18 protein-coding genes are annotated in these 22565 nt (G+C 71.1%); 12 read left to right on the top strand and 6 right to left on the bottom strand.

Annotation, left to right across the window (positions count from 1 at the left end; translation table 11 throughout):
- Window positions 1–114: 114 nt before the first annotated feature.
- Both ACQEXA_RS21925 and ACQEXA_RS21920 read left to right on the top strand, forming a co-directional pair.
- On the top strand, window positions 115–1275 hold the full coding sequence (locus ACQEXA_RS21925; RefSeq protein ID WP_432932075.1) for an SIS domain-containing protein: 1161 nt from the start codon (window positions 115–117) through the stop codon (window positions 1273–1275).
- A gap of 165 nt (window positions 1276–1440) precedes the next feature.
- Window positions 1441–2289: a class II fructose-bisphosphate aldolase gene (locus ACQEXA_RS21920; protein ID WP_432932077.1), complete on the top strand. Its 849-nt coding sequence runs from the start codon at window positions 1441–1443 to the stop codon at window positions 2287–2289.
- 36 nt (window positions 2290–2325) lie between these two features.
- Here ACQEXA_RS21920 and ACQEXA_RS21915 read toward each other — a convergent pair whose 3' ends face one another.
- Together ACQEXA_RS21915 and ACQEXA_RS21910 are read right to left on the bottom strand one after the other, a co-directional pair.
- Complete coding sequence (locus tag ACQEXA_RS21915) at window positions 2326–3429, bottom strand: Gfo/Idh/MocA family protein (protein WP_432932079.1); 1104 nt, start codon at window positions 3427–3429, stop codon at window positions 2326–2328.
- Window positions 3430–3510: 81 nt separating this feature from the next.
- Window positions 3511–6147: an amino acid permease gene (locus tag ACQEXA_RS21910; protein ID WP_432932081.1), complete on the bottom strand. Its 2637-nt coding sequence runs from the start codon at window positions 6145–6147 to the stop codon at window positions 3511–3513.
- A gap of 438 nt (window positions 6148–6585) precedes the next feature.
- Between ACQEXA_RS21910 and ACQEXA_RS21905 the strand changes: the two genes are divergently transcribed.
- From ACQEXA_RS21905 to ACQEXA_RS21890, 4 genes are all read left to right on the top strand, one after another.
- Window positions 6586–6882 carry a hypothetical protein gene (locus tag ACQEXA_RS21905; RefSeq protein ID WP_432932083.1) on the top strand — a complete coding sequence of 99 codons (297 nt, stop codon included), beginning with the start codon at window positions 6586–6588 and terminating at the stop codon, window positions 6880–6882.
- 49 nt (window positions 6883–6931) lie between these two features.
- On the top strand, window positions 6932–7366 hold the full coding sequence (locus ACQEXA_RS21900; RefSeq protein WP_432932085.1) for an archease: 435 nt from the start codon (window positions 6932–6934) through the stop codon (window positions 7364–7366).
- Between the two features lie 345 nt (window positions 7367–7711).
- Window positions 7712–8143 carry a DUF2267 domain-containing protein gene (locus tag ACQEXA_RS21895; RefSeq protein WP_432932087.1) on the top strand — a complete coding sequence of 144 codons (432 nt, stop codon included), beginning with the start codon at window positions 7712–7714 and terminating at the stop codon, window positions 8141–8143.
- A gap of 72 nt (window positions 8144–8215) precedes the next feature.
- Window positions 8216–9640 (top strand): RtcB family protein, encoded by a 1425-nt coding sequence (locus ACQEXA_RS21890; protein WP_432932089.1) that lies wholly within the window; start codon window positions 8216–8218, stop codon window positions 9638–9640.
- Between the two features lie 56 nt (window positions 9641–9696).
- Here the strand turns inward: ACQEXA_RS21890 and ACQEXA_RS21885 are convergent, their stop codons facing one another.
- Complete coding sequence (locus tag ACQEXA_RS21885; RefSeq protein WP_432932090.1) at window positions 9697–10818, bottom strand: pyridoxal-phosphate dependent enzyme; 1122 nt, start codon at window positions 10816–10818, stop codon at window positions 9697–9699.
- Window positions 10819–11025: 207 nt separating this feature from the next.
- Between ACQEXA_RS21885 and ACQEXA_RS21880 the strand changes: the two genes are divergently transcribed.
- The 6 genes from ACQEXA_RS21880 to ACQEXA_RS21855 all read left to right on the top strand — a co-directional run bounded on the left by ACQEXA_RS21880 (window position 11026) and on the right by ACQEXA_RS21855 (window position 17767).
- On the top strand, window positions 11026–12213 hold the full coding sequence (locus ACQEXA_RS21880) for a DUF4190 domain-containing protein (protein ID WP_432932092.1): 1188 nt from the start codon (window positions 11026–11028) through the stop codon (window positions 12211–12213).
- 147 nt (window positions 12214–12360) lie between these two features.
- Entirely contained in the window at window positions 12361–13113 is a 753-nt protein-coding gene (locus ACQEXA_RS21875) for a GntR family transcriptional regulator (RefSeq protein ID WP_432932094.1), read from the top strand.
- Window positions 13114–13489: 376 nt separating this feature from the next.
- Window positions 13490–13672 (top strand): SPOR domain-containing protein, encoded by a 183-nt coding sequence (locus ACQEXA_RS21870; RefSeq protein WP_432932096.1) that lies wholly within the window; start codon window positions 13490–13492, stop codon window positions 13670–13672.
- A 53-nt stretch (window positions 13673–13725) separates the two neighbouring features.
- Entirely contained in the window at window positions 13726–14124 is a 399-nt protein-coding gene (locus ACQEXA_RS21865) for a (deoxy)nucleoside triphosphate pyrophosphohydrolase (RefSeq protein ID WP_432932098.1), read from the top strand.
- Between the two features lie 312 nt (window positions 14125–14436).
- The gene (locus tag ACQEXA_RS21860) at window positions 14437–14865 is read left to right on the top strand and encodes an ATP-binding protein (RefSeq protein WP_432932100.1); all 429 of its coding nucleotides are present in this window, start codon (window positions 14437–14439) and stop codon (window positions 14863–14865) included.
- Window positions 14866–15157: 292 nt separating this feature from the next.
- The gene (locus ACQEXA_RS21855; RefSeq protein WP_432932102.1) at window positions 15158–17767 is read left to right on the top strand and encodes a SpoIIE family protein phosphatase; all 2610 of its coding nucleotides are present in this window, start codon (window positions 15158–15160) and stop codon (window positions 17765–17767) included.
- Window positions 17768–17990: 223 nt separating this feature from the next.
- On the opposite strand, the gene ACQEXA_RS21850 is transcribed toward ACQEXA_RS21855, so the two are convergent.
- The 3 genes from ACQEXA_RS21850 to ACQEXA_RS21840 all read right to left on the bottom strand — a co-directional run bounded on the left by ACQEXA_RS21850 (window position 17991) and on the right by ACQEXA_RS21840 (window position 22481).
- Entirely contained in the window at window positions 17991–18842 is an 852-nt protein-coding gene (locus tag ACQEXA_RS21850) for an immunity 49 family protein (RefSeq protein WP_432932104.1), read from the bottom strand.
- 370 nt (window positions 18843–19212) lie between these two features.
- Window positions 19213–19854, bottom strand: coding sequence for a hypothetical protein (locus tag ACQEXA_RS21845; protein ID WP_432932106.1), 642 nt, complete (start codon window positions 19852–19854; stop codon window positions 19213–19215).
- A gap of 8 nt (window positions 19855–19862) precedes the next feature.
- Entirely contained in the window at window positions 19863–22481 is a 2619-nt protein-coding gene (locus ACQEXA_RS21840) for a hypothetical protein (protein ID WP_433130782.1), read from the bottom strand.
- Window positions 22482–22565 lie beyond the last annotated feature (84 nt).

Here is a 22565-nt window from a genome sequence, read left to right as displayed (position 1 = left end):
GGCGGTGCGGCGGCCACTTCGCCGACGCAGTCCCGCAGTTCGCCCTGCCCGGGTACCTTCCGCACCAGAGGTCCGGCAGCGGCCAGGACGAGTCCCGACCCACGAGGAGTTCGTGTGACCATCCCCTCCGGCATCCTGTCCGTCGAGGACGGAGCCGCCGACACCGTCCGCGAGATCGCTCAGCAGCCCGCCCTGTGGCGGGAGGTCGAACGGCTCGTCGCCGCCTCCCGGGAGTCACTGGACGCATTCCTGCGCCCGCTCACGGCCCGACACGACCTGCGCGTGGTGCTCACCGGCGCCGGCAGCTCCGCATTCGCCGGCCAGGTTCTCCAGGCGGCACTGGCCCGGCGCCTGGGACGGCGCGTCGACGCGGTCCCCACCACGGACCTCGTCGCCGACCCCCGCGGCTGCCTCGCCGAGGACCTGCCGACCCTGCTGGTCTCCTTCGCCAGGTCGGGCGACAGCCCGGAGAGCGCGGCCGCCACTTCCCTGGCCGATCAGGTGCTCTCCGAGGTGCACCATCTGGTGATCACCTGCAACCCGCAGGGGCAGTTGGCGCGGGAACACACGGACCGCTCCGCGTCGCATGTGCTGCTGATGCCCGCCGCGGCCGACGACCGGGGCTTCGCCATGACGTCGAGCTTCACGTGCATGACACTCGCGGCACTGCTCGCCCTGGGCGGCGACGCCTACGACGGGACAGCCGGGTGCCTGGCCCGCGCGGCTGAGTGGATCACCGAGGACGGCGGCCTCGACGCTGCCGTCGGTGCCCTGGTGGACCGCGTCCCCGAGCGCATCGTCTTCCTGGGCAGCGGGGCGCTCAAGGGCCTCGCGGGGGAGTCGGCGCTGAAGGTGCTCGAACTCACCGGCGGAACGATCGTGGCCGGGGCGGAGTCGTCCCTGGGGTTCCGGCACGGGCCGAAGGCGGTGCTCAACGAACGGACGGTCGTGGTCGTGTACGTGTCCAACGATCCGTACACCCGGCTGTACGACCTGGACATCGTCGCGGAACTGCGCGGGAACCTCCCCCCGGGCAGCGTGGTGACGGTCGCCGCAGGCCCCGTGGCGGCCATGGACCAGAGCGGCGCCGAAGCCTGGCTGCTGCCGGGCCTCGAGGACGTCGAGGACGTGGCCCTGGCCCTGCCCGCCGTGGTGTGCGCCCAGCTCATCGCCCTGCGCGCCTCCGTGGCCCGGGGCATGCGGCCCGACAACCCCTTCCCCTCGGGCGAGGTCAACCGTGTGGTGCGGGGCGTGATCCTGCACCCCCTGCCGTAGGACCGGACGGATCGCCGGCGCGCACCGAGGCGCCGGACGGCGGCCGCACCCCGGTCCACCGCCGCCCCGGCACCGTCGCCCCTGTCTCGCCCGGTACGGATGCGGCCCGTTCCGTACCGGCCCCACCACGACGAGGGCCGGCCACCAGAGCGAGGGGAATGATCCATGTCCTTGGTTTCCATGCGTGACCTGGTCGCGAAGGCCGTCGCCGGCCACCGGGCCGTCGCGGCGTTCAACGTGGTCACGCTGGAGCACGCCGAAGGGGTCACCGCGGGCGCCGAGGCGGCCGGGATCCCGGTGATCCTGCAGATCAGCGAGAACGCCGTGCGGTTCCACGGCGGGCGGCTGGACCCGATCGCCCGGGCCGCGGCCGAGGCCGGCCTCGAGTGCGCCGTCGATGTCGCTCTGCATCTGGACCATGTGACCGACATGCGGCTGCTGCGCGGTGCGGCCGACGCGGGGTTCTCCTCCGTGATGTTCGACGCCGGGGCACAGCCGTACGCCGAGAATGTCGAAGCGACCCGCGCCGCGGCGCAGTGGGCGCACGGCGCGGGGCTGTGGCTGGAGGCCGAACTCGGCTATGTGGGCGGCAAACCCGGCGCCCCCGGGAGCGCCCACGCGGCCGGGGTGCGCACCGACCCGGGGGAAGCGGCGCGCTATGTCGCGGAGACCGGTGTGGACGCCCTGGCCGTCGCCGTCGGCAGCAGCCACGCGATGACCGAGCGCTCGGCGTCGCTGGACCACGCACTGATCGAGCGACTCCGGGAGGCCGTGCCCGTACCGCTGGTGCTGCACGGCTCGTCGGGCGTCGGCGACGACGAACTGCGGCGCGCCGTCCGGGCCGGCATCGCGAAGGTCAACATAGGCACCGCACTCGGCATCGCCTTCACCCGCGCGATCCGCGACGCGCTCGCGTCCCAGCCCGATCTGACCGACCCCCGCCCGTATCTGGCCCGCGGCCGGGAGGCGATCGCGGAGGCGGTACGGCTTCTGCTCACGGTGGTGAGCGGCTGAGACGGGATCACAGGGGGCGTGACGGGGACCGGGGGATCAGTGGTCCGCCCACGCCTCCACCGCGGTCGTCACCGGTGTCCCCGTACGCGCCGACTCCTCGACCGCCAGCGCCAGCAGATGGTCCTGACAGCCGTCGGCCAGCGGATACGGTTCCGGCCCTGCGCCCCGCACCCATGCGCCGGTGCGGCACAGCAGGTCCACCACGGCGAGGTCGTCCTCGGACAGGCTCGCCCCGACGTGGTCGTTGCGCCACACCACCCGTCCGTCGAAGGAGATGTGGTGCACCTCCGCCCCCTCCAGATTGAGGTCGGTTCCGGTGCGGCGCCGCACCAACGGGGACTCCACGGGCGTACGCGGATCGGCCATCCGCACCACGGTGTCGTCCACGATCTCGCCGAGCGAGCCGCGCACCACCATCCGGCGGGCGCGCAGCGGGTTCCACCACTGGTTGTCCGTGAAGTCGTACAGGGCCGTACGGGCCCCGCCGAAGTCCAGGAGGGCGAGGGTGGTGACGGCGTCCTTGGGGGTGAGGTCGTCGGACCAGCCGCCGGGGGACAGCGGGTCGGCGAGCGGGGCGGTGAAGGCGCGGGCCGTCACCGTCGCGGGCCCGAAGCCGATGCCCAGCGTGTGCCGGATCAGCGACATCGCGTGATACATGTGCGTCGAGGACACCTGCACCGAGGTGGCCTCGCCGATCACGCCCTCCCGGACGAGCGCGATCCGAGCGGCGTGGCCGGGCATCAGCGTGTACTGCTCCGCGACCTGGACGAGTCCGCTGCCGTCGGCGCGCGTCGCGCCGCCCACGGCGGCCCACAGCTCCCGCAGCCCGCGCACATCGGGGGCCGGCGGTGTCTCCGCGAGAACCGGGATCCCGCGGTCGACGAGGTCCCGTACGGCCTGGGGCGTTACCTCCCAGGGCACCGAGACGATCACGAACTCCGGAGCGGTGCCGCACAGTTCGTCGACGGTCAGGAAGGCGGGCACCCCCCACTCCTCCCGCACCTGGGCGGCGCGTGCCGCCGAGCGCGTCACCACGCCGGCCACCGTCAGCCGCCCGGGCAGTGCCCTCGCCAGCCGGGCGAAGAACCCGGCCCGCCAGCCACTGCCCACGATGCCGAAACGTACGGGTGCTGCGTCCACGTCTGCGCTCCTCCCGCATCCGGGCCGCGAGTCTAGCCGGGCGGCCCGGCGCGGGGTCCCGTAGGTCGTGCCGCCTTCCTCCTACGAGGAGTCCCCGGGCGGCATGGCCTGTTCGGCCCAGATGGTCTTGCCGGTGGGGGTGTAGCGCGTTCCCCAGTGCGCGGTCATCTGGGCGATGATGAACAGGCCCCGGCCTCCTTCGTCGTCGCTCGCGGCGTGGCGCAGGTTGGGGGTGGTGTGGCCGGTGTCGGAGACCTCGCAGATCAGGTTCCGGTCGCGGATCAGCCGTACCTGGATGGGGCCGCCGACGTAGCGGATGGCGTTGGTGACGAGTTCGCTGACGATGAGTTCGGTGGTGAAGACCAGGTCGTCGAGGCCCCAGTCGCTGAGTTGCTTGCTGACGCTGGTGCGCAGGGAGGCGACCGCCGCGGGGTCCGCGGCGGTTTCCCACTGGGCCAGCCTGTCGCGGTCGAGCATGCGTGTGCGGGCCAGGAGCAGCGTGGCGTCCTCGTCCACCGGCCCGGGCAGCAGGGTCGCCACCGCCTGGTCGCACAGGTTCTTCAGGGGCCGGGTGTGGTCGGCGAGGACCTGGGCGAGCCGGGCGAGCCCCTCGTCACGGCTTTCGTTCACCTGCAGAAGGCCGCCCGTGAAGAAGGCCAGGAGACTGCCCGGCGGGAGTTGCACCTCGGTGCTCTCGTAGGGCGGACCGACCACGCCCAGCGGCGGTCCGGGCGGCAGCTGCGGATAGTCGACGACGCGCGCGTGCGGGGCGACGACGGCCAGCAGCGCCTCTCCTGCCCGCGCCAGACTGCACTGCCCCGAGACGGGGTCGTAGACCGCGTACACGCATCTCACTCCGAGGGCCTCGTCCGCATGCGCTCTCGAGTGGCCGGAGGCGTGGCCTGCCTCCCCCTCGTGCTGGGTCTGCTCGACCAGGTCGTCCAGACGGGACAGGAGCTCGTCCGGGGCCAGGTCCAGCCGGGCCAGGACCCGTACGCCCGTGCGCAGGCGGCCCATGGTGGCGGCGGCGCGCAGTCCGTGGCCGAGTACGTCCCCGACGACCAGGCCGACCCGGGTACCCGACAGCGGGATGACGTCGAACCAGTCCCCGCCCACCCCGGACCCGCTGTCGGCCGGGAGGTAGCGGCTCGCGGACTCGAGCCCGGTCAGCGGCGGCAGCCTGCGGGGAAGCAGGCTCCGCTGGAGTTTGAGGGCCGCGGTGTGCCCACGGGTGATCACCAGCATGAGCACGAAGCCGATCAGCAGGGAGCCCAGACCCACGATCATCACGCCGCTCGTCGGCCCGATCAGCGGCAGGTCGACGATGGTCGCGCCGTACCGGGGGACCGCGTAGACGTCGAAGGTGCCGTAGAGGAACAGGGAGAGCATCCCGAGCCCGCCGAGTCCCGGCAGCACGCCCTTGAACACCAGGTCCTTGTTGCTGCGGGTGAGGACCTTGCGGTGGTACCAGACGCAGGCGAAGCCGGTCAGCCCGTAGTAGAACGTGACCGCGAGGCCGACCGAGTTGACCGACGTGAACAGGATGTTCCGGCTGAACACGCTGAGCAGGATCAGCACGACGATCGAGAGCGCCCCCATGCCGATGGTCGACCAGGTCGGGGTGAGGAACCTGCGGTGGACCCGGGCGAACTGGGCGGGTACGGCCTTGTGCACCGCCATGGAGAAGACGGTCCGGGCCAGGGGCAGGATGGTGGTCTGCGTGGAGGCCAACGCGGAGGTCAGCACCATCAGGATCAGCAGCCTGGACAGGAACAACCCCGTGGCGCCGCTGCCGAAGACGGCGCTGCCCAGGATGGAGAGCACATCGCCGACGTTGCCGGGGTTGCCCAGCCCGATGCCCGAGCCCTTCACACCGGCGAAGGCCTGCGCCGAGGTGGCCACCAGTCCGTAGGTGACCAGGAGAAACACGGTCGACAGGACCGCGGCGCGCCCCGGGATGCGCGTGCTGTCGGCCGTTTCCTCGTTGACCGACACGGCGGTGTCCCAGCCCCAGTAGATGAAGACCGCGGTGAGGACCCCGGAGGCCAGCGCCCCGACGGAGGGGATCTCGAAGGGGTTGAACCAGGAAGCGGACACATGCGTCGCCGTCGCGGGCGGGTCGGTGTAGACCCTGACCAGTGCCATGACAGCCAGCAGGAAGAGCACCGCGACCTCGGTGCACAGCAGCCAGCGCTGTACGGCGGCCGAGAGTTCGATGCCGATGTAGCAGATCGTGGTCATCACGGTGATCCAGCCGATGCCGGCCACGGTGGTCCACATCCGGTTCGCGGCAAGACCGTCGAAGCCCAGCAGTCGGAAGCTGTAGATACCGGCGATCTCGGCGACGTTCGTCATGACGAGGATGTCGGCGACGATGATGCCCCAGCCGCCCATCCAGCCGCTGCGCGGTCCGAAGGCACGGGTCGCCCAGGTGAAGGTGGTCCCGCAGTCGGCGTTGCTCGCGTTGAGCTCCCGGTAGGCGTACGCGATCAGCAGCATCGGGATGAACGCCAGCATGGTGACGATCGGGGCCTGCAGTCCGACCGCGACCACGATGAGACCCAGTGTGGCGGCGAGGCTGTACGCCGGGGCGGTGGAGGCCAGGCCGATGACGACCGAGGAGAACATCCCCAGGGCGCCGCTCTTGAGCCCCTTGCAGCCGGATCCCGAGCCCGGAGCGGGACGGCCGGGGGACACGGTACTGCCGAAGAGCCTCACGCCTGATTCCAACTCCGGCCCGCTCCCGTCCGCAACAGCACGGGAAGGCCGGGGAGCCGGCCGCCACCCGACTCCGCGGTGGGCGGCGAGCCCTGTGCGCGCGGACCGGGCGTGGCATCCCGGACTCCGGACAAAGCGAAGGCAGCCCGTCCCTGTGCCCGCCCCAGCGCCCCGGGCCCGGCAGGTGCGACCATGCGTTCGGGCATGCGCGGTCCCTCCTACCGTGATTGCTGCCCGCGAACCGGGACGAGTCGGGTGTGCTGCGTTGTCACCCACCCTGCGCCTTGCACCGGAAATCCACAACAAGTGTGCCTTTGTCCTGGTTCGGGGGATCGCGCCCGCTGTCGTTCCGGGCGCGGCGGGCGGACCATACCCAGTAGCAGGCAATGCGGCGCCGCCGGAACGAGCGCCCGCGTTCATGGGGAAAGGGTGATGGTCATGCTCTGGGCATCATGGACGACGACGGGGGTGTTCGCCGGACGCGGAGGCGCCCGTACCGACGAGGCAGGGATCATGACCGGCGACCTGACCGTGCACACCACCTGGGACGGCAGCCAGGTCGATGTGGCGGTGCAGTACAGCGGTGGCTCGCAGTGGTTCACCCTCGCCGGGAGTCCGGTGCCCTGCCTTTCCGAGGAGGACAGCCGGCATCTGCACCAGGAGGTGGTGGAGGCCGTGCGGGCCGGCGGTGGCGCCACCGTTCCGCAGGAGCACGGTCAGGAGCGGCGGCCCTGAGCGCCGAAGGCCGCCGGGCCGGCTCCGGTGCGGCCGCGGCAGGTGTGTGATGCCGCGGGAGGGTCCCCCGGGGCGCGCCGGTCACCGCAGTGTTCCGCATACCGCGGATCTGCGGGTCGAGGCCTGGGGCCCCACCCGTGAGGAGTGCCTGGCGCAGGCGGTCCGCGGTATGTGCGAGTCGTTCCTCGACCTGGCGGGAGCCGTGGCTCTCCGCACCCGGGACGTGGTGGTACGGGCCGGCACCGACGAGGACCTGCTCGTGGCCCTGCTGGAAGAGGTCGTGTACCGGCTCGACACCGACGGCGAGATCCCGCTGGACGTGGAACTGACCCCGCACGGCGACGGTCTGCGCGCCGGCCTGCGCATGGCCGACGCCGAGTCGCTCCCGGTGACGGGCGCGGTCCCGAAGGCCGTCACGCTGCACGAGCTGGACATCGCGGGTGGGCCGCGAGGCTGGACGTGTTCGGTGACGCTCGACGTCTGAGCGGCCCGCGCCCCGGACCGGACCATGTCCCCTCCGCCGGCCCGGAATCCCGCGCGAGCCCGCCCCGACCTGCCCGGCCCGCCCGGTCCCGTGGCGCGGCTGCCGACCGGTTTCCCCCGCCATACCATGGACGTCAGAGGACAGGGACGAAGAGAAGCAGCCGCGCGCGGCGCCTCCGCTCCCGCGGCACGGCCCGCCGGCCGTCACCGGCAGGCGCACCGCCTGCCCGTCGACTTCTCCTCACCTGGTCGTCGCGGTGTCGCACACCGCCCGCGCCAAGGCGCCGCATTCCATGACATTCCGAGAAGCGCAGGGACGCCACCGGCAGACCGGAAGGGAAGATTCATGTCCGTCACCCACCCACCCGACTTCGAGCGCACGATCCATACGGCGAACATCTGGCTCAAATCGGTGTGCGAGGCGCTGGGGACCGAGGACCGCCACCTCGCCCACCGGGTGCTGCGCACCTGGATGCACACACTCCGGGACCGGCTCACCGTGGATGTGGCCGCCCACTTCGCCGCCCAGCTCCCCGAGTTGATGCGAGGGGCCTACTACGACGGCTGGGACCCCAGCATCGTGCCCATCAAGTACGACCGCGAGGGCTATCTGAACCGCTTCTCGCACGAGGCCAAGGTCAGCGCCGAGGAAGTCCCCCGGATCGCCGCCGCGGTCACCGTGGCCGTACACGACCACGTATCGCCGGGAACCCTGGAGTCGGCGCTGGAGCAGATTCCGCACGACATCCGGGATCTCCTCCTCCAGCCGGCCTCCTGACGGCGCCGGGGCCGGGGCGCGGACACGCGTTGCCCGGTGCTGGGGCGGCCCTTCTTCGGACGGTGATCCGGAATGGACATCACGCTGGTGCCCGAGGGCCCGTTCCGGTTCCGCATGGACCGGTGCGACCCGATGCGGGTGCCCGGAGTGGTCTTCGCGACGCGGGAGCTGCTGCCGCAGGCCGCCGGGGACAAGGCGCTGGAGCAGGTGGCGAACGTGGCCACGCTGCCCGGCATCGTGCGGGCCTCGTTCGCCATGCCCGATGTGCACTGGGGCTACGGCTTCCCGATCGGCGGCGTGGCCGCCACGGACATCGACGCCGGCGGGGTCGTCTCGCCCGGCGGCGTGGGATTCGACATCTCCTGCGGTGTCCGGCTGCTCGCCGCCGACATCGACCGTGAGCCCCTGGCGCCGAGGATGCGCAGCCTGATGGACATCCTCGGTGACACGGTGCCGCGCGGCACGGGGCGCGGCGGGCTGTGGAAGCTGTCGGGCCGGGCGCAGATGGAGAAGCTCCTGGTCGCCGGCGCCGGATACGCGGTCGAACAGGGCCACGGGGTGCCGCGCGACCTGGACCGCTGCGAGGACCGAGGAGCGCTGACCGGAGCCGATCCGTCGCAGGTGGGGCAGCGGGCCGTGGACCGGGGACTCCAGCAGGTGGGGAGTCTGGGCTCGGGCAACCACTTCCTGGAGGTCCAGGCGGTGGACCGGGTGTACGACGCCCCGACCGCGGACGCCTTCGGGCTGCACGACGGCCAGGTCTGCGTCATGATCCACTGCGGCTCGCGCGGTCTCGGCCACCAGGTGTGCAGCGACCACGTCCGCGTCATGGACCAGTCCCTGCGCGCGTTCGGCCTCAGTCTCCCGGACCGGCAGCTGGCCTGCGCACCCGTCGTCTCGGCACCGGGCCGCGCCTATCTGGGGGCGATGGCGGCCGCAGCCAACTACGGCAGGGCCAACCGGCAGTTGCTGACCCAGGCCGCGCGCCGGGCCTTCGCCACCGCCGCGCAGGCGGGACTCGACCTGGTCTACGACGTCTCCCACAACACCGCCAAGCTCGAGACCCACGACGTGGACGGCGTACAGCGCCGGCTGTGCGTCCACCGCAAGGGCGCCACCCTCGCCCTTCCGCCGGGCCACCCCGATCTGCCCGAGGACCTCGCCGCCTTCGGGCACCCCGTGCTCGTTCCCGGCACGATGGGCACAGCGTCCTACGTCCTGGTCGGCGCCGCCGACAACGACGCGTTCGCGTCCGCCGCCCACGGCGCCGGGCGGGTGTGGAGCCGCCACCAGGCGCTGCGCCGGGTCCGCGGCGAGGAGCTGCGCGACGAACTGGAGGCACAGGGCGTCTCCGTCCGGCCGTCCTCGTGGCGCGGGCTCGCCGAAGAGGCCCCCGACGCGTACAAGGACGTCGACGCGGTCGTCCGTGCCGCGGAAGGGGCGGGCCTGGCGCGGCGGGTCGCCCGTCTGGTGCCGCTCGGTGTCGTCAAGGGATAGCGCCCGCTCTCCGGGTCCGCGTACGCAAGTCCGGCTCCCCGGAAGCCGGCCGCTCCTCAGGCGGGGGGCGGTCCGCCGATCGCCAGCCCCGTCTTCAGGCCGGCCCCGCACAGCGGTACCGCCGCACTGCGGTCGCCCAGCACCCCCTCCCGCACCGCCGCCCAGCACACCACCCCTGTCGACTCCACATAGAGCCCCCGGGTGGCAAGGTCCGCCTGGGCGTGCCGGATCTGATCCTCGGTCACGGTGAGGAACCGCCCGCCCGAGTCGCGGACCGCGCGCAGGATCTGCCGGGCCCGCGGCGGCCGGGGGATCGCGATGCCCTCGGCGGACGTGGGAGCCGTGGGTGTGGCGTCCGTCAGGTCGTCGGCACCCTCCTCCCACGCGTGCGCCAGCGGCGCGACCGCGGCCACCTGTACGGCGTACAGCGCAGGACGGCGCCCGATCAGGCCCGCCCCGTACAGCTCGGCGACGGCCAGGGCCGCGCCCAGCAGCAGGGTGCCGTTGCCGACGGGCAGGACGAGTACGTCCGGGAGCCGTCCGCCGAGGTCCTCCCACAGTTCGTGGACGTACGTCTTGGTGCCGTGCAGGAAGTACGGATTGAAGACGTGCGACGCGTAGAACGTCTCCGGTTCGTCCGCCGCCTCGCGTGCCGCCTGCGCCGCGGCCTCCCGGTCGCCGTCGACCACATGCACCCGCGCCCCGTGCGCCCCGATCTGCTCCAGCTTCTTGGGTGAGGTGGCTGCGGGGACGTACACCGTGCAGGGCAGTGCGGCCCGGGCACAGTACGCGGCGATCGACGTGCCCGCGTTGCCGCTGCTGTCCGCGACCACCCGCCCCGGCCGCAGCCGCAGGGCCAGCTCGGCCAGCAGCACCGCGCCCCGGTCCTTGAAGGACAGCGTCGGCATGAGGAAGTCGAGCTTGGCGGAGACCCCGTCCGTCAGCTCCACCAGCGGAGTACGGCCCTCTCCCAGGCTGATCGAGGGGGTGGACAGCGGCAGCGTCTCCGCGTACCGCCACAGCGAGTTCACCCGTCCGCCGAGGGACTTGAGCGGAGCGGGGGTCGGCGCGAAGTCCAGGTCGAGCGGACCGTGACAGACGGGGCAGCACCAGGCGAGCGACTCTGCGGCGACGCGCGTGCCGTCCACCGGGCAGTAACGGTCCGGCAAAGGTGTCATACCTGCAGGGTAGGTGTCCTTCCGGTCGGCATCCGCCGTGACCCGTGCATGACGCCCGTGTGGCGCTGCGCCCGCAAGCCCTCAACCCTCCGGTGCCGCACGACCGCGCTCGAGCGGCGCACACCATGCGTTCCGCCGCCGCCTCCTCCGCCCTACGATGCGCGTCGTACATCAGTTCTGCGCACTCCGGACGAGGAGCACGGTCCCGTGTCCATACCCCCGCCCCGCGAGCCCCAGCAGCCCGGGGGCCCCTACCCGCAGGGTCCCCATCAGCAGCCGTACGGGGGCGGGTTCCCATACCAGCCCTGGGGGCAGGGCTACAGCCCGTACAACCGTCCGGCGCCGATCAACGCGCTCGCGGTCACGGCGCTCGTGCTCGGCATCCTGTGCTGCCTGCCCGGCGTCGGACTGCTTCTCGGGCTGATCGCGCTGTCGCAGATCAAGCGGCGCGGTGAGCGCGGCCGGGGGCTCGCGATCGGCGGCATCGTGATGTCCTCGATCGGGCTCGTCCTCGTCGTCCTCGCCTTCGCGACGGGCGGGGTGCACGACTTCTGGGACGGCTTCAAGGACGGGGTGCGCAACGCGCCCGGCAACGGTGTGACCTTCTCCGTGAAGAAGGGCGAGTGCTTCGACGCGCCGGGCGGTTCCCTGGAGGGCGAGGCCTACGACGTCGACAAGGTGCCCTGCTCCGGTGAGCACCAGGCCGAGGTCTTCGCGAACTTCATGCTGCCGGACGGTGGTTACCCCGGCGACTCCGCGGTCGACAGGAAGGCCGACTCCCGGTGCTACGCGCTCCAGGACACCTACGCCATGGACGTCTGGGCCATCCCGGACGACGTCGACGTGTACTACTTCACGCCCACCCGTGAGAGCTGGGCCTTCGGTGACCGCGAGGTCACCTGCATGTTCGGCAACACCGACGAGCACGCCACCCTCACCGGCAGCCTGCGCCGCGACGCCACCACCCTCACCGGCGACCAGATGGCCTATCTGCGTGCCGACCGCGTCCTGTACGCGGCTCTGGACACCGCTCCCGACGCCGAGTACGTCGAGGACGACCTGCCGGGCCACAAGCAGTGGGCGGCCCGGGTGGCCGCGGCGCTGTCCGACCAGACCGGTCAGCTGCGCGCCCGCACCTGGCAGGACGGTGCGGGGCGGCCCGTCGCCGGCCAGGCCGACGCCCTGGATCGGGCCCGTGAGGAATGGCGGAAGGCCGCGGCGGCGTCCGACGCCGACACCTTCTACGTCCACTACGACCGGGGCAGTGCACTGATCGAGGGCCGTGCGGCAGTGACCGCCCGCAAGGCTCTGGGCCTCGCCGTGACTCCGCCGTCGCACGGTGCGGACGGTGGCGGCAGCGGGGGCGGAGGCACGGACAGCGGAAAGCAGGTGTGACGGCGGCCAGAGCGGGGAGAAAGTGCCTGCGTAGCGCCCTCGGCCGAGCCGGGTAATCACATCGGGTGATTCTCTGGCCCGCGCTTGCATAGAACAACCCTCGGTTGCCAGGCTGTTGCTGTCTGTACAAACTGATGGGAGCGGCCAGTGACTTTCGGTGAGCAGCCGGCGTATCTGCGTGTTGCGGGTGATCTCCGCAAGAAGATCGTCGATGGTCTGCTCCCACCCCACACCCGCCTGCCCTCACAGGCCCGGATCCGCGAGGAGTACGGGGTCTCGGACACGGTCGCCCTCGAGGCGCGCAAGGTCCTGATGGCCGAGGGCCTGGTGGAGGGCCGTTCCGGTTCGGGCACCTATGTCAGGGAGCGGCCGGTGCCGCGCCGCGTGGCCCGGTCCGGGTACCGGCCGCAGAGCGGTGCCACCCCGTTCCGCCAGGAGCAGGCGGAGGCCTCCGCGCGCGGCACCTGGGAGTCGCGCAGCGAGCAGACGGAGGCGAGCGGCGCCATCGCGGAGCGGCTCGCCATTGCGCCGGGCGACCGCGTGATGTGCACGAAGTACGTGTTCCGGGACGCGGGTGACGCGATGATGCTCTCCACCTCGTGGGAGCCGCTCACCCTGACCGGCCGCACCCCCGTCATGCTTCCCGAGGAAGGGCCTCTCGGTGGCATGGGCGTCGTCGAGCGCATGGCGGCCATCGACGTGATCGTGGACAACGTCATCGAGGAGGTCGGCGCCCGCCCCGGCCTCGCGGAGGAGCTGCTCGCCCTGGGCGGAGTCCCCGGGCACGTCGTGGTGGTCATCCAGCGCACCTACTACGCGTCGGGCCGCCCGGTGGAGACGGCGGACGTGGTGGTGCCGGCGGACCGCTACCGGGTGGCGTACCACCTGCCGGTGAAGTAGCGGGACGGGCGCCCGCCCGCTCTCCCTCTGGACCCCTGCCCGCCGCGGCGCATCCGCCGGGCCCTCAGCTTCCCCTTCCCTGCCCCGAGTCGGTCCGCGCTGCCCCTCAACGGGCGTGACCTGGGTAGCGGTTGCAATCCGGCCCTTCTCCCGGCGCCGTACCTGGAGCCCGCACGCTGCTTCGGGCGTACCGAAAGCGTGCTGGGCGGCGCATTCGGCGGCGCGCGCCCCATCCGACATGGCTGGTTGCGTACCTCTTTGTGAAAAGCCGTGTTCGCTGCGTAAAGGTAAGGCGTAGGCTCGGGCATATGCGCAGTGCGGTTTCCTTGGTGGGCGGGGCACGGCGAGAGCCGGGGACGGGAAGTGGAGGGGCGCGATGAACGACGGCACGGTCACTCTCCCCTGGCTCGTCATACGGCAGGACGACAACGGCAACCGCTACAGCGTGGGCAGGTACGCGACCCGGGCCGAGGCGCAGAAGATCGTGGACAGCCTCGACGCCCGCGGGCACAAGCAGCTCTACTGGGTCGAGCGCATCGGGCAGAAGGGGGGCAAGTGAGGGCGCCGGCCGCAGATGTGTGATCGGTCGCGCGCTCCCGTAGGCTCCGGCGCATGACGCAACCCCTCGTGGTGGTGGGAGCCGCCCTGGTCGACGGCGGCCGCCTCCTCGCCGCCCGCCGCAGCGCGCCCGCCGAGCTCGCCGGACGCTGGGAGCTGCCCGGTGGCAAGGTCGAGCCCGGAGAGACCCCCGAGCAGGCCTTGATCCGCGAACTGCGCGAGGAACTGGGCGTCACGGCGGAGCCCGTCGAGCGCGTACCGGGAGAGTGGCCCCTGAAGCCGGGATACGTCCTGCGGGTCTGGACCGCCCGCCTTCTGGCCGGCGCGCCCGAGCCCCTGGAGGACCACGACGAGCTGCGCTGGCTGACGCCGGACGAGGTCTGGGACGTGGACTGGCTCGACCAGGACGTGGCGGCGGTCAAGGCGGTACTGACCGTTTGGAAGCGGTACTGACTCCTTTGGGCTCGGCCGGGGTGCGGCGGCGGCCCGTGACCTGTGTATGGAGTCGGTAAAGCCTGTGGCGTTGCCGTGAGAGGGGTCCCGCGGCCGGCAGGCCTGAATTCGCGCTTCCGGCCTGCCTGGGGGCGCGATCGGAGCCCCGGAGCGGCCGGATGCGGGGCAGCTATGGGCCTGGGTCTGGCGGGGTTTGTGGTGCTCCAGGGGCCGGCGCCCCATACGCCGTTCGTGCCACAGTGCGCCCCGGTGCGCGGTAAGGCACTCGCGATATCGGGTATGTGCCAATTAACCCCCCGAAACCGGACAGGGATGGGAATTTGGGCCTGGGAAGTGGTCGGCGTGCTCGACACTCATGGCGAAAGCGCCGAGTGGACTTTTCCCGCTGACCCCGGTGCGGTAAGGACCGCTCGCGCCGTAGTCCGGGGGCAGCTGCGCACCTGGGGGCTCGACGTGCTGGGGGACGTGGCCGCGTTGCTGGTCAGCGAGCTGGTCACCAATGCGCTGCGGCACGCCAAGGGCCCCATCGGTGTGCGGCTGGCCCGTACCGACGAAGGCGACCCCGCTCTGCTCGTCGAGGTGTCCGACCCGCTGCCCGAGCCGCCCCACAAGCGCGCCGCCGGCCATGAGGACGAGGACGGCCGCGGACTTCAGTTGGTCGCGCACTCCTCGCGCCGCTGGGGCACCCGGCCGGCCGACCCCGGCAAGACGGTCTGGTTCGAACTCGCGCTGCCCGGCTGACCGCGAGCTCTCGGTACCGTGCGGAGCCCGTGGCGGAGCCCCGAGAGAGGGGTGGCGGGCGCCCCGGGGCATGGACCGATGGAATCCGGCCACGGCAGAAGTCCGAAGTCTTTGATTCGAGGGGGCACCACCTGGTTAGAAGACTGGGAGTATTGCCGGGCCGGTCCAAAAACCATCGGGACCGGGCTGTGATCGTGAACACCGTGTTGTGCGGCACCGTAGTGCTGGATACTGCGGGCAGCCGCCCCCGGTGACCGGTGCCGGACGCGGTGAGCTGGAGGGGACGGTTCGCGTGAGCGAGATACCAGCGAGGGCCACGGAGTCCGACGACCCGTCGGGCGGCACCGGGGAGGGCGCCGCGGTCGATTCCGCTTTGGCCGCCGAGGGCCGCGACACGACGAGCGGGGCGATGTGGCAGAGCAGCCCGCCCGGCTCCATCTACGACTACATCAAGGTCGCCTCGTTCTCCATCGGCCCTGACGGGCTCGTCGAGCAGTGGAGCCTGCGGGCCGAGCACCTCTTCGGCATCCCCGCCGAGCGAGTCGTCGGCATGGACCCCATCGAGGCGTTCATCAGCCCTCCGTTGCGCGAGCGCGGCCAGCGCAAGATGGCGGAGATCCTCGACGGCCGCGAGTGGACCGGGGTCGTCCCCTTCCGGATGCCCGGCGGGCAGGGGACCGAGGGGCTCGCCGAGGTCTATGTGATGCCCACCACGACGCAGGAAGGCGAGCGCGGCGCCGTCTGCATCATCGTCGACGTCCGCACCCTCCGCAGCATCGAGACGGACGTCGCCGCCTCGCAGGCGATTTTCGGTCAATCTCCTTTCGGTTTCCTGCTCATCGACTCCGACCTGCGGGTACGCCGCGCCAACGAGCGGTTCGCGTCCACGTTCGGCGGCACCCCGAACGACCACCGCGGCCACTCGGTCCACGACTACCTGCAGTCGCCCGAGGCCGAACGCGTCTTTGCGACGCTGCAGCGCGTCCTGGAGACCGGCGAGTCGATCACCGACATGCACATCACGGGCTTCATCCCGGGCTCCGACGAACGCAAGCACTGGTCCGTCAACCTCTACCGCGTGCAGAGCGGCAGCGGCCGTCCCATCGGCATCGCCTGGCTCGGGACCGACATCACCTCCCGCCGTGCCGCGGCCCGCGAGGCCGCCGCCGCCCGCCGCAACCTCGCCCTGCTGAACGAGGCGGGCGCCCGCATCGGCAACTCCCTCGACCTGGAGACCACCGCGCGCGAACTCCTCGACGTGGTCGTCCCCGGCTTCTGCGACCTCGCCACCGTCGACCTCTACCAGGGGCTCCTGGTCGGCGACGAGACCCCGCCGGGACTGGCCGACGGCAGCGCCGAGTTGCGCCGCGTGGCGTTCGCCAGCGCCGTCTCGGACGCGCCCTTCGTCGGCGGGCCCGAACCCGTGGACGTCGGCGCCGTGCACCACTACGCGTTCAACTCGCCTTGCGCGGACGCTCTGCGCACCGCCCGCCCCCGGCACATCCCCGCCGACGACGGCGGCCTGATCCAGTCCACGCTCGCCGTCCCGATGGTCGCCCACGACACCGTGGTCGGGCTCGCCCAGTTCTCCCGTACCAAGGGCAGCGAGCCGTTCGGCGAGCGCGACCGCGCCCTCGCCGTGGAGCTGGCCGCGCGCGCCGCGGTCTGCATCGACAACGCGCGCCTGTACCGCCGTGAGCACGAACGCGCGCTGATACTGCAGAGGTCGCTGCTGCCGCCGGGCGACCCGGAGGCCTCCGGTCTCGACATCGCGTGCCGCTATCTGCCGGGCAACGCGGCCACGGGGCGGCCGAGCGAGGTCGGCGGCGACTGGTTCGACGTCATCGAACTCCCCGGCCACCGCACGGCGCTGGTCGTCGGCGACGTCATGGGCCGGGGACTGCGCGCCGCCGTCGCCATGGGCGAACTCCGCACCGCCGTGCGGACCTTGGCGCAGCTGGACCTCGAACCGGCCGAGGTCCTCGCCCAGCTGGACGAGATCGCGCGCGGCCTTGGCGCCCCCGGAGGCGTCCAGCAGGCCACCCGCGCGGCCCGCAGGCCCCGGGAGGCGGACCTGTCCGAGGTCTACCTCGCGACCTGTGTGTACGCGGTCTACGACTCGGTCACACGACGCTGCACCTTCGCCAACGCGGGCCATCTGCCGCCGGTGCTCGTCGAGCCGGGTGAGCCCGCGCTGATGCTGGACGTCCCACCCGGGATGCCGCTGGGGGTGGGCGGCGAGCCGTTCGAGGAGGTGGAGGTCGAACTGCCGGAGGGGGCGCTCCTCGCGCTCTACACGGACGGCCTGGTCGAATCCCGCGACCATCCGCTGGACGAGGGGCTGCAGGCGTTCGTGGGTGCGCTCACCGACCCCACGCAGCCGCTGGAGGACGTCTGCGACCAGATCCTCAACACTCTGGACACCCATCACGGCGAGGACGACATCGCGTTGCTGATGGCACGTGTACAGGGGCTGCCGGCCGAGTCCGTCGGCGACTGGACGCTGCCGCGCGAGCCGCGCAGTGTGGGGCGGGCCCGGGAGTACGCACGCGGCCAGCTGCTCGCATGGGACCTTGAGCCGCTGGTGGACACGACCGAGCTGCTGGTCAGCGAGCTGGTCACGAACGCCCTGCGGTACGGCGAGGGCGAGATCAGACTGCGGCTGCTGCTGGACCGGACGCTGGTGTGCGAGGTGTGGGACTCGGGCCTGGTCCAGCCGCGCCGCCGCCGCGCCCGGGACACCGACGAGGGGGGCCGCGGGCTGCAGCTGGTCGGCCTGCTCTCCGCGGCCTGGGGCTCCCGCCGCACGCCGCGCGGCAAGACGGTGTGGTTCGAACTCCCGCTGCCCGACGGTGAGAACGGACTCACGGACCCCGCGGAGGCGTTGCTGAGCCTGTTCTGAGCGGGTCCGTCGCGGCACGCGGTACCGGTCCGGTCGTGGGAGGGCACGTCACCTCTCCCGCGCCACCGTTGCGGTACGGGGCCTCGGCAACTGCTGCGGGGACGGGTGCCCCGGGAGCGATCGCGGAACAGGTACGTGGACCCGACCACGACGTGCATGCCGACGTCGTACGCCGTGCAGTCGCTACGCGTCGGGCCGGCGGACGAGAGGTGTCACGTATGCCTTACGTGGGGAACTCGCCGCACCAGTTGCGTCCGATGAGGACGGCGGGCAGGTACTCGGACTCGACCTCGATGGGGACGCCCGCGTCGTGGGCGAAGCAGACGATGGCGAGCGGCGCGAGCGCGACGAGACCCGAGGCCTGGAGGGCCCGGCTCTCCTCGCTCCAGTACTCCTTGTGCCACTGAAGGGCGTTGGCCAGGGCCCGGTTGAACCCCGCGTGGTCCTTGCGGATGAAACGGTGGAACATCTCCATCGGCGGGTACAGCAGCTTGCCCACCGTCTCCGGATCGGCGACGGCCTCCGGATCGGTGCCGTCGACCGCGGCCACCAGCTTCGAGCCGAGGTCGGGACCGCCGAGCCAGTAGGTCTGGAGGGTGTCGATCCACGCGTAGTGGTAGTCCTGGAAGCGCGAACCGTTCTCCCGCAGCAGGGAGACGGGCACGTTGCACAGAGCAGTGATCCGGTCCCGTTCCCGGCACACCACGGCCAGGTAGAAGGCCGTGAGCCAGGAGCCCGGGTTCACGTACCACTGCGGGCCGGTGGCTCGAAGGTTGCGGTCCTTGTGCGCGATACGGCACTGCACATGATCCTCGGTCGTGGTCGCGGCGGCGAACACGGCGGAGCCGACCTGCATCGCGTTGACCCAGGCATCCCAGGTGGGGTAGTTCGCCGCCCGCGGATCCACCAGGCAGCGCGACTGCGCCAAGGTGAGCGTGATGCGCTGGGCGTCACCCAGATCGGTGGAGTCCTCCTCCAGACCGTCGATCAGCTCCTGTGCGTTCTCCTGGAGCACTGCGAGGCCTTCTTCCGCGTTCCCCTTGGGCAAGGGGGGGCGGCTGATGATCGAGACCAACGCGCTTCTCCTTAGAAGATCTTGAAATGCTTGAGCTCGGCCCAGCATGGTTACCAGTGTTCTCCGTCGCCTGGACGAGGACGTACTGCAGCCGAGCCGGCGTGCGACGGTGGTGACCGGCGTCTCGTCGGACTCCGGCGGGCCGATGTGGCCGAGGACCTGTTCGACCCGTTCGACGCTCACGCCTCAGTCGTCAGCGATCTTGACGACGGTCATGCGGCCGGCAGCCTGCCGGGCGACCTCGCGTACTCGCTCGCCGGGATCCGGCCCCTTCAGGCGCGGCTGGTGATGGAGCCGCCGTTCTGCCGCAGCTCGCGCCGAAGGCATCGATCCGCAGAGCGACTCCTTCGGCGCCCACCCAGGAATACCGTCACAGCATGTCCGTGAGGTCGGGCCCCCGGCCCTCGATCAGATCCGGCATCTCGATGCTGTAGCCCTCGGCGTGCCCGAAGTAGGTCGGATCACCCGGCTCGGCTGTCGCTCCGAGCAAGGATTCGAGTCCCTGCAACATCGCGGCCAGTCGAGGCGCGTTCCGCTTCTGGAGATCCGGGTGAGGGAGCCCCTTGAAGTCGCAGTAGCCCCAAATGTCATGAAAAACCGCAACCTCTGCGGCGAGGTGACGCTCATCCGGGTAGACGGTCAACTCCACCAGATCAGCCTCGTGATGCTCCCTGCCCTCGGCATCGAGCCACGTGCCCATGCCGGAGACCATGAGTGCGCCGACTTCGGCATCGGGGAATCCCACTGGGCGGAACAGCTGGATCTTCTGTCCGAGTTCGGCTTCATTGAGACTGCCCTTCAGGGCGACGCTCGTGCCGGCCCCGATGCTGCCACGCCCGGGGAGGAGCCACTTCCACTCCAGTTTGGAGGGCTCCAGCAGCCCGTGCTCCCGCAGCACCACCGTCATCCGTGCGGCCGTCATCAGCGCCGAGTCGAGTCCCGGTGGCGCGAAGCCGTCCAACTCCCATTCCCACGAGGCGCACGGCTGGGGTGCACGCATCAAAGTGGACATCGGTTTCCTCAGGGGTAGATCTGGCCGTTGGCCGGGATAGTGATCGAACCGTCCCGGAAGCGAAGCTCGTACGTCGCGCCGGTCCTCCTCGCGTAGTACTCGACGTCCTTAACGGTCGACTCGGTGAGAGCTGCCCGCGTGTCCTGGACGTCCAGTATCGCGACCTTGGGGCCGTCGATCTCACCGACCAGCTGCTTCTCCGCGATCTTACGAGCCGCCGAGGCGATGCCGTGTTCCTGCTGCACGTCCTTGAGCTGGCACCCGTACTTGATCTCGTCGCCCGACTTGACCAGGACGTCGAGGTCCAGACCCAGCTGCGGCTTCTTGTACTCGAAGGCCAGGTTTTCCACCCCGCGCGACTTGAGCTCCGCGGCGTACTCCATGGCTTGATGAACGGCGGGCATCATGCCCTTCTGCTTGGTTTGGTACAGCAGCTCTTTGTAGCCGGGCATTCCATCGAAGTCCCCCCGCGCAATGTGCTCGGCCACTCCGGCACCATAGTCGCCCTTGCGCAGCTGAGTGAGCAGGCGTTGCTGGTCCTGAGCCGGCATCTTCACCCGGTCGAGCGCAGCCTTGACTCCGGACTCCTGAACAGGGCTCATCGGGCCGGTGGCGGGACTGGCCGTGTGGTCTCCCTCGCTGAACCTCTCCGGGTCCCGGAAAGGTTCATGGCTCCCACTCGGTCCGTTGCCGGCACCTCCCGGCGCGCCCGGACCGCTGTGCTCCCCACCGGTCGGGCCGTCGTGTGAGCCCGTGGTGTGCGCGTCATGACCCGGGCCGCCATGATCACCGGGCTCACTGTGATGGCCCGCACCGTCCGAGCCGTCCGTATGGCCACCTGTGTGGCCGGAAGGCGGTTTGTGGCCGGCCGAGGGACCCGCGCCGTGCTCATGGGCGCTACCGCCCGGCAGGTGGTCGCCCGCGTGACCACCGGGGAGCTGATCATCCGCGTGGCCGCCGGGGAGGTGGTCTCCGGCGTTCCTGCCGGGGAGGTGGTCTCCGGCGTGCACGGTGGGCATGTCATTGCCGGCGTGGACGGTGGCGTCGTCGCCGGTGCGGCCCACGTCGCCGAGGTCATGACCCGCGCTGTCGCCGAGCCGGACCGACTGGCCCGCGTGTTCCGCGGTGTGGGTGCCCGCGCCGACCAGGGCCGGTTCCTTGACCGGGGAGGGTGTGTGCGGGACGTCCGAGCCGGCGTGCGGGTCGAGGTCGGTGCCGCCCGGCTCCTTCGGCGCGGCGTCGGCGTGCTGCACCACATCGCCGTGCTCGTCGAGGATGTTGCCGTGCGGGTCCAGGTACTGCGCCGGCGCGCCGTGTTCGGTCGGCAGCTTCATGCTGCCCTCCGGCAGCATTGTCGCATCGTGCGGCAACTGGAAGTTGCCGTCGGGGAGTTTGACCGCGCCCTCCGGGACCACCGAACCCTCGGGCAGGTGCACGGTGCCGTCCGGCAGCTTCAGCGCACCCTCGGGCAGCGTGATCGCATTGTCCGGGAGTTTGGGGATGTCGACGTTGCCGACGCCCTTCAGCGCCTTGCTGATGTCCCCGATCTTCGACAGCCCGGCTCCGGCACCCTTGGCGATGTACGTCATCGGGTCAATGACCCTGCCCGCCTTGCCCGCCAGCGACAACGCCTTCGCGACCGCACCCGCCTTGCCCGCACCCGACGCCGCACCCCCCGCACCACCCGTGAACACCGTCGTCAGCACATTGAAGGTGACCGCACCCGCAGCACGAGCCGGGTTCTTACCCCACTCGTCCCACGCCACCAGCGCCTTACCCGTCTCCTTCATCGCCGTACGCGAATCACGCAACCACGACGGCAACTTGTCATCCGGCAACGCCCAGAACAACGCCCCCGCACCCGGCATCGAGGAAATCACCAGACCAGTCGCCAACTGCGCCAGACCCTTCCACGCCTGACCCATCGCCTCCCAGCCACCACAACCCACCAGCGTGCCCAGACCCTTGATCGTCCCCCACACCCCGTCGACGATCAGCCCGTCCCACACGAACGACTTCACCCAATGGCCGATCTCGTACCAGTGGTGCTTCTCCTCCACCGGGTCACCCCAGGGAAGCTTCGCGTCCTTCATGTCCCGGGCGTTGAACCCGTACTGGTCCTTACGATCCGACCCGTCCCCGGCCACCATCTGCGTCCCACCGAACAACGCAGTGATCTTGTTGTGGCACGTCCGCTCCGCCGCCCAGAACGCCGCCACCGCCGCCGTCACATCATCACGGATCTGATTGTGGTGATCGACCTTGTCCCCGTCGTACTCCCAGTCCCCGTCACCCTTGACCGAGTCCACGAACGCCGTCGCATCCAGCTTCAACTGCTTCAGCTTCGCCACCAGCGGACGGATCTCCGTCGCATACGACGACAAGGCGGAGGACACCGTCTCCAGATCGCCGGCGAACCCGTCCGCCCGATCCGCCACCGGCTTCGTCGTCGCGAACAACTGCTCCGCCTCCGGCGCCGTGTAATACGCCGACAGACCCTGGAACTGCGTATGCACATCCCGGCCCGTGGACCGCACATGCGACGCATCCGACTTCAGATCGCCGTAATCCTTCTCCAACTGCGCCAGATCACCCGTGAACTGCGGAATCTGCCCAGGATTGATCACGCCGACTGCACCCCCGTATCGCCCTGTGCATCCCCTGCGAACGCGCTGCGCGGGCAGTCGACCCGCGGCTGTCCCAGGGGACTT

The organism is Streptomyces sp. CA-106110 (genome assembly GCF_050936285.1).
Classification (GTDB): Bacteria; Actinomycetota; Actinomycetes; order Streptomycetales; family Streptomycetaceae; genus Streptomyces.
Note: the sequence above shows the minus strand (reverse complement) of the source record. Positions and strands in the feature narration are given on the sequence as shown.

What these genes read in the sequence shown, in the direction of transcription:
- ACQEXA_RS21920 (WP_432932077.1), top strand. Translation starts at nt 1,441, where the DNA reads ATGTCCTTGGTTTCCATGCGTGACCTGGTCGCGAAGGCCGTCGCCGGC.
- ACQEXA_RS21905 (WP_432932083.1), top strand. Translation starts at nt 6,586, where the DNA reads ATGCTCTGGGCATCATGGACGACGACGGGGGTGTTCGCCGGACGCGGA.
- ACQEXA_RS21900 (WP_432932085.1), top strand. Translation starts at nt 6,932, where the DNA reads ATGCCGCGGGAGGGTCCCCCGGGGCGCGCCGGTCACCGCAGTGTTCCG.
- ACQEXA_RS21895 (WP_432932087.1), top strand. Translation starts at nt 7,712, where the DNA reads ATGTCCGTCACCCACCCACCCGACTTCGAGCGCACGATCCATACGGCG.
- ACQEXA_RS21890 (WP_432932089.1), top strand. Translation starts at nt 8,216, where the DNA reads ATGGACATCACGCTGGTGCCCGAGGGCCCGTTCCGGTTCCGCATGGAC.
- ACQEXA_RS21885 (WP_432932090.1), bottom strand. Translation starts at nt 10,818, where the DNA reads ATGACACCTTTGCCGGACCGTTACTGCCCGGTGGACGGCACGCGCGTC.
- ACQEXA_RS21870 (WP_432932096.1), top strand. Translation starts at nt 13,490, where the DNA reads ATGAACGACGGCACGGTCACTCTCCCCTGGCTCGTCATACGGCAGGAC.
- ACQEXA_RS21865 (WP_432932098.1), top strand. Translation starts at nt 13,726, where the DNA reads ATGACGCAACCCCTCGTGGTGGTGGGAGCCGCCCTGGTCGACGGCGGC.
- ACQEXA_RS21860 (WP_432932100.1), top strand. Translation starts at nt 14,437, where the DNA reads ATGGGAATTTGGGCCTGGGAAGTGGTCGGCGTGCTCGACACTCATGGC.
- ACQEXA_RS21845 (WP_432932106.1), bottom strand. Translation starts at nt 19,854, where the DNA reads ATGTCCACTTTGATGCGTGCACCCCAGCCGTGCGCCTCGTGGGAATGG.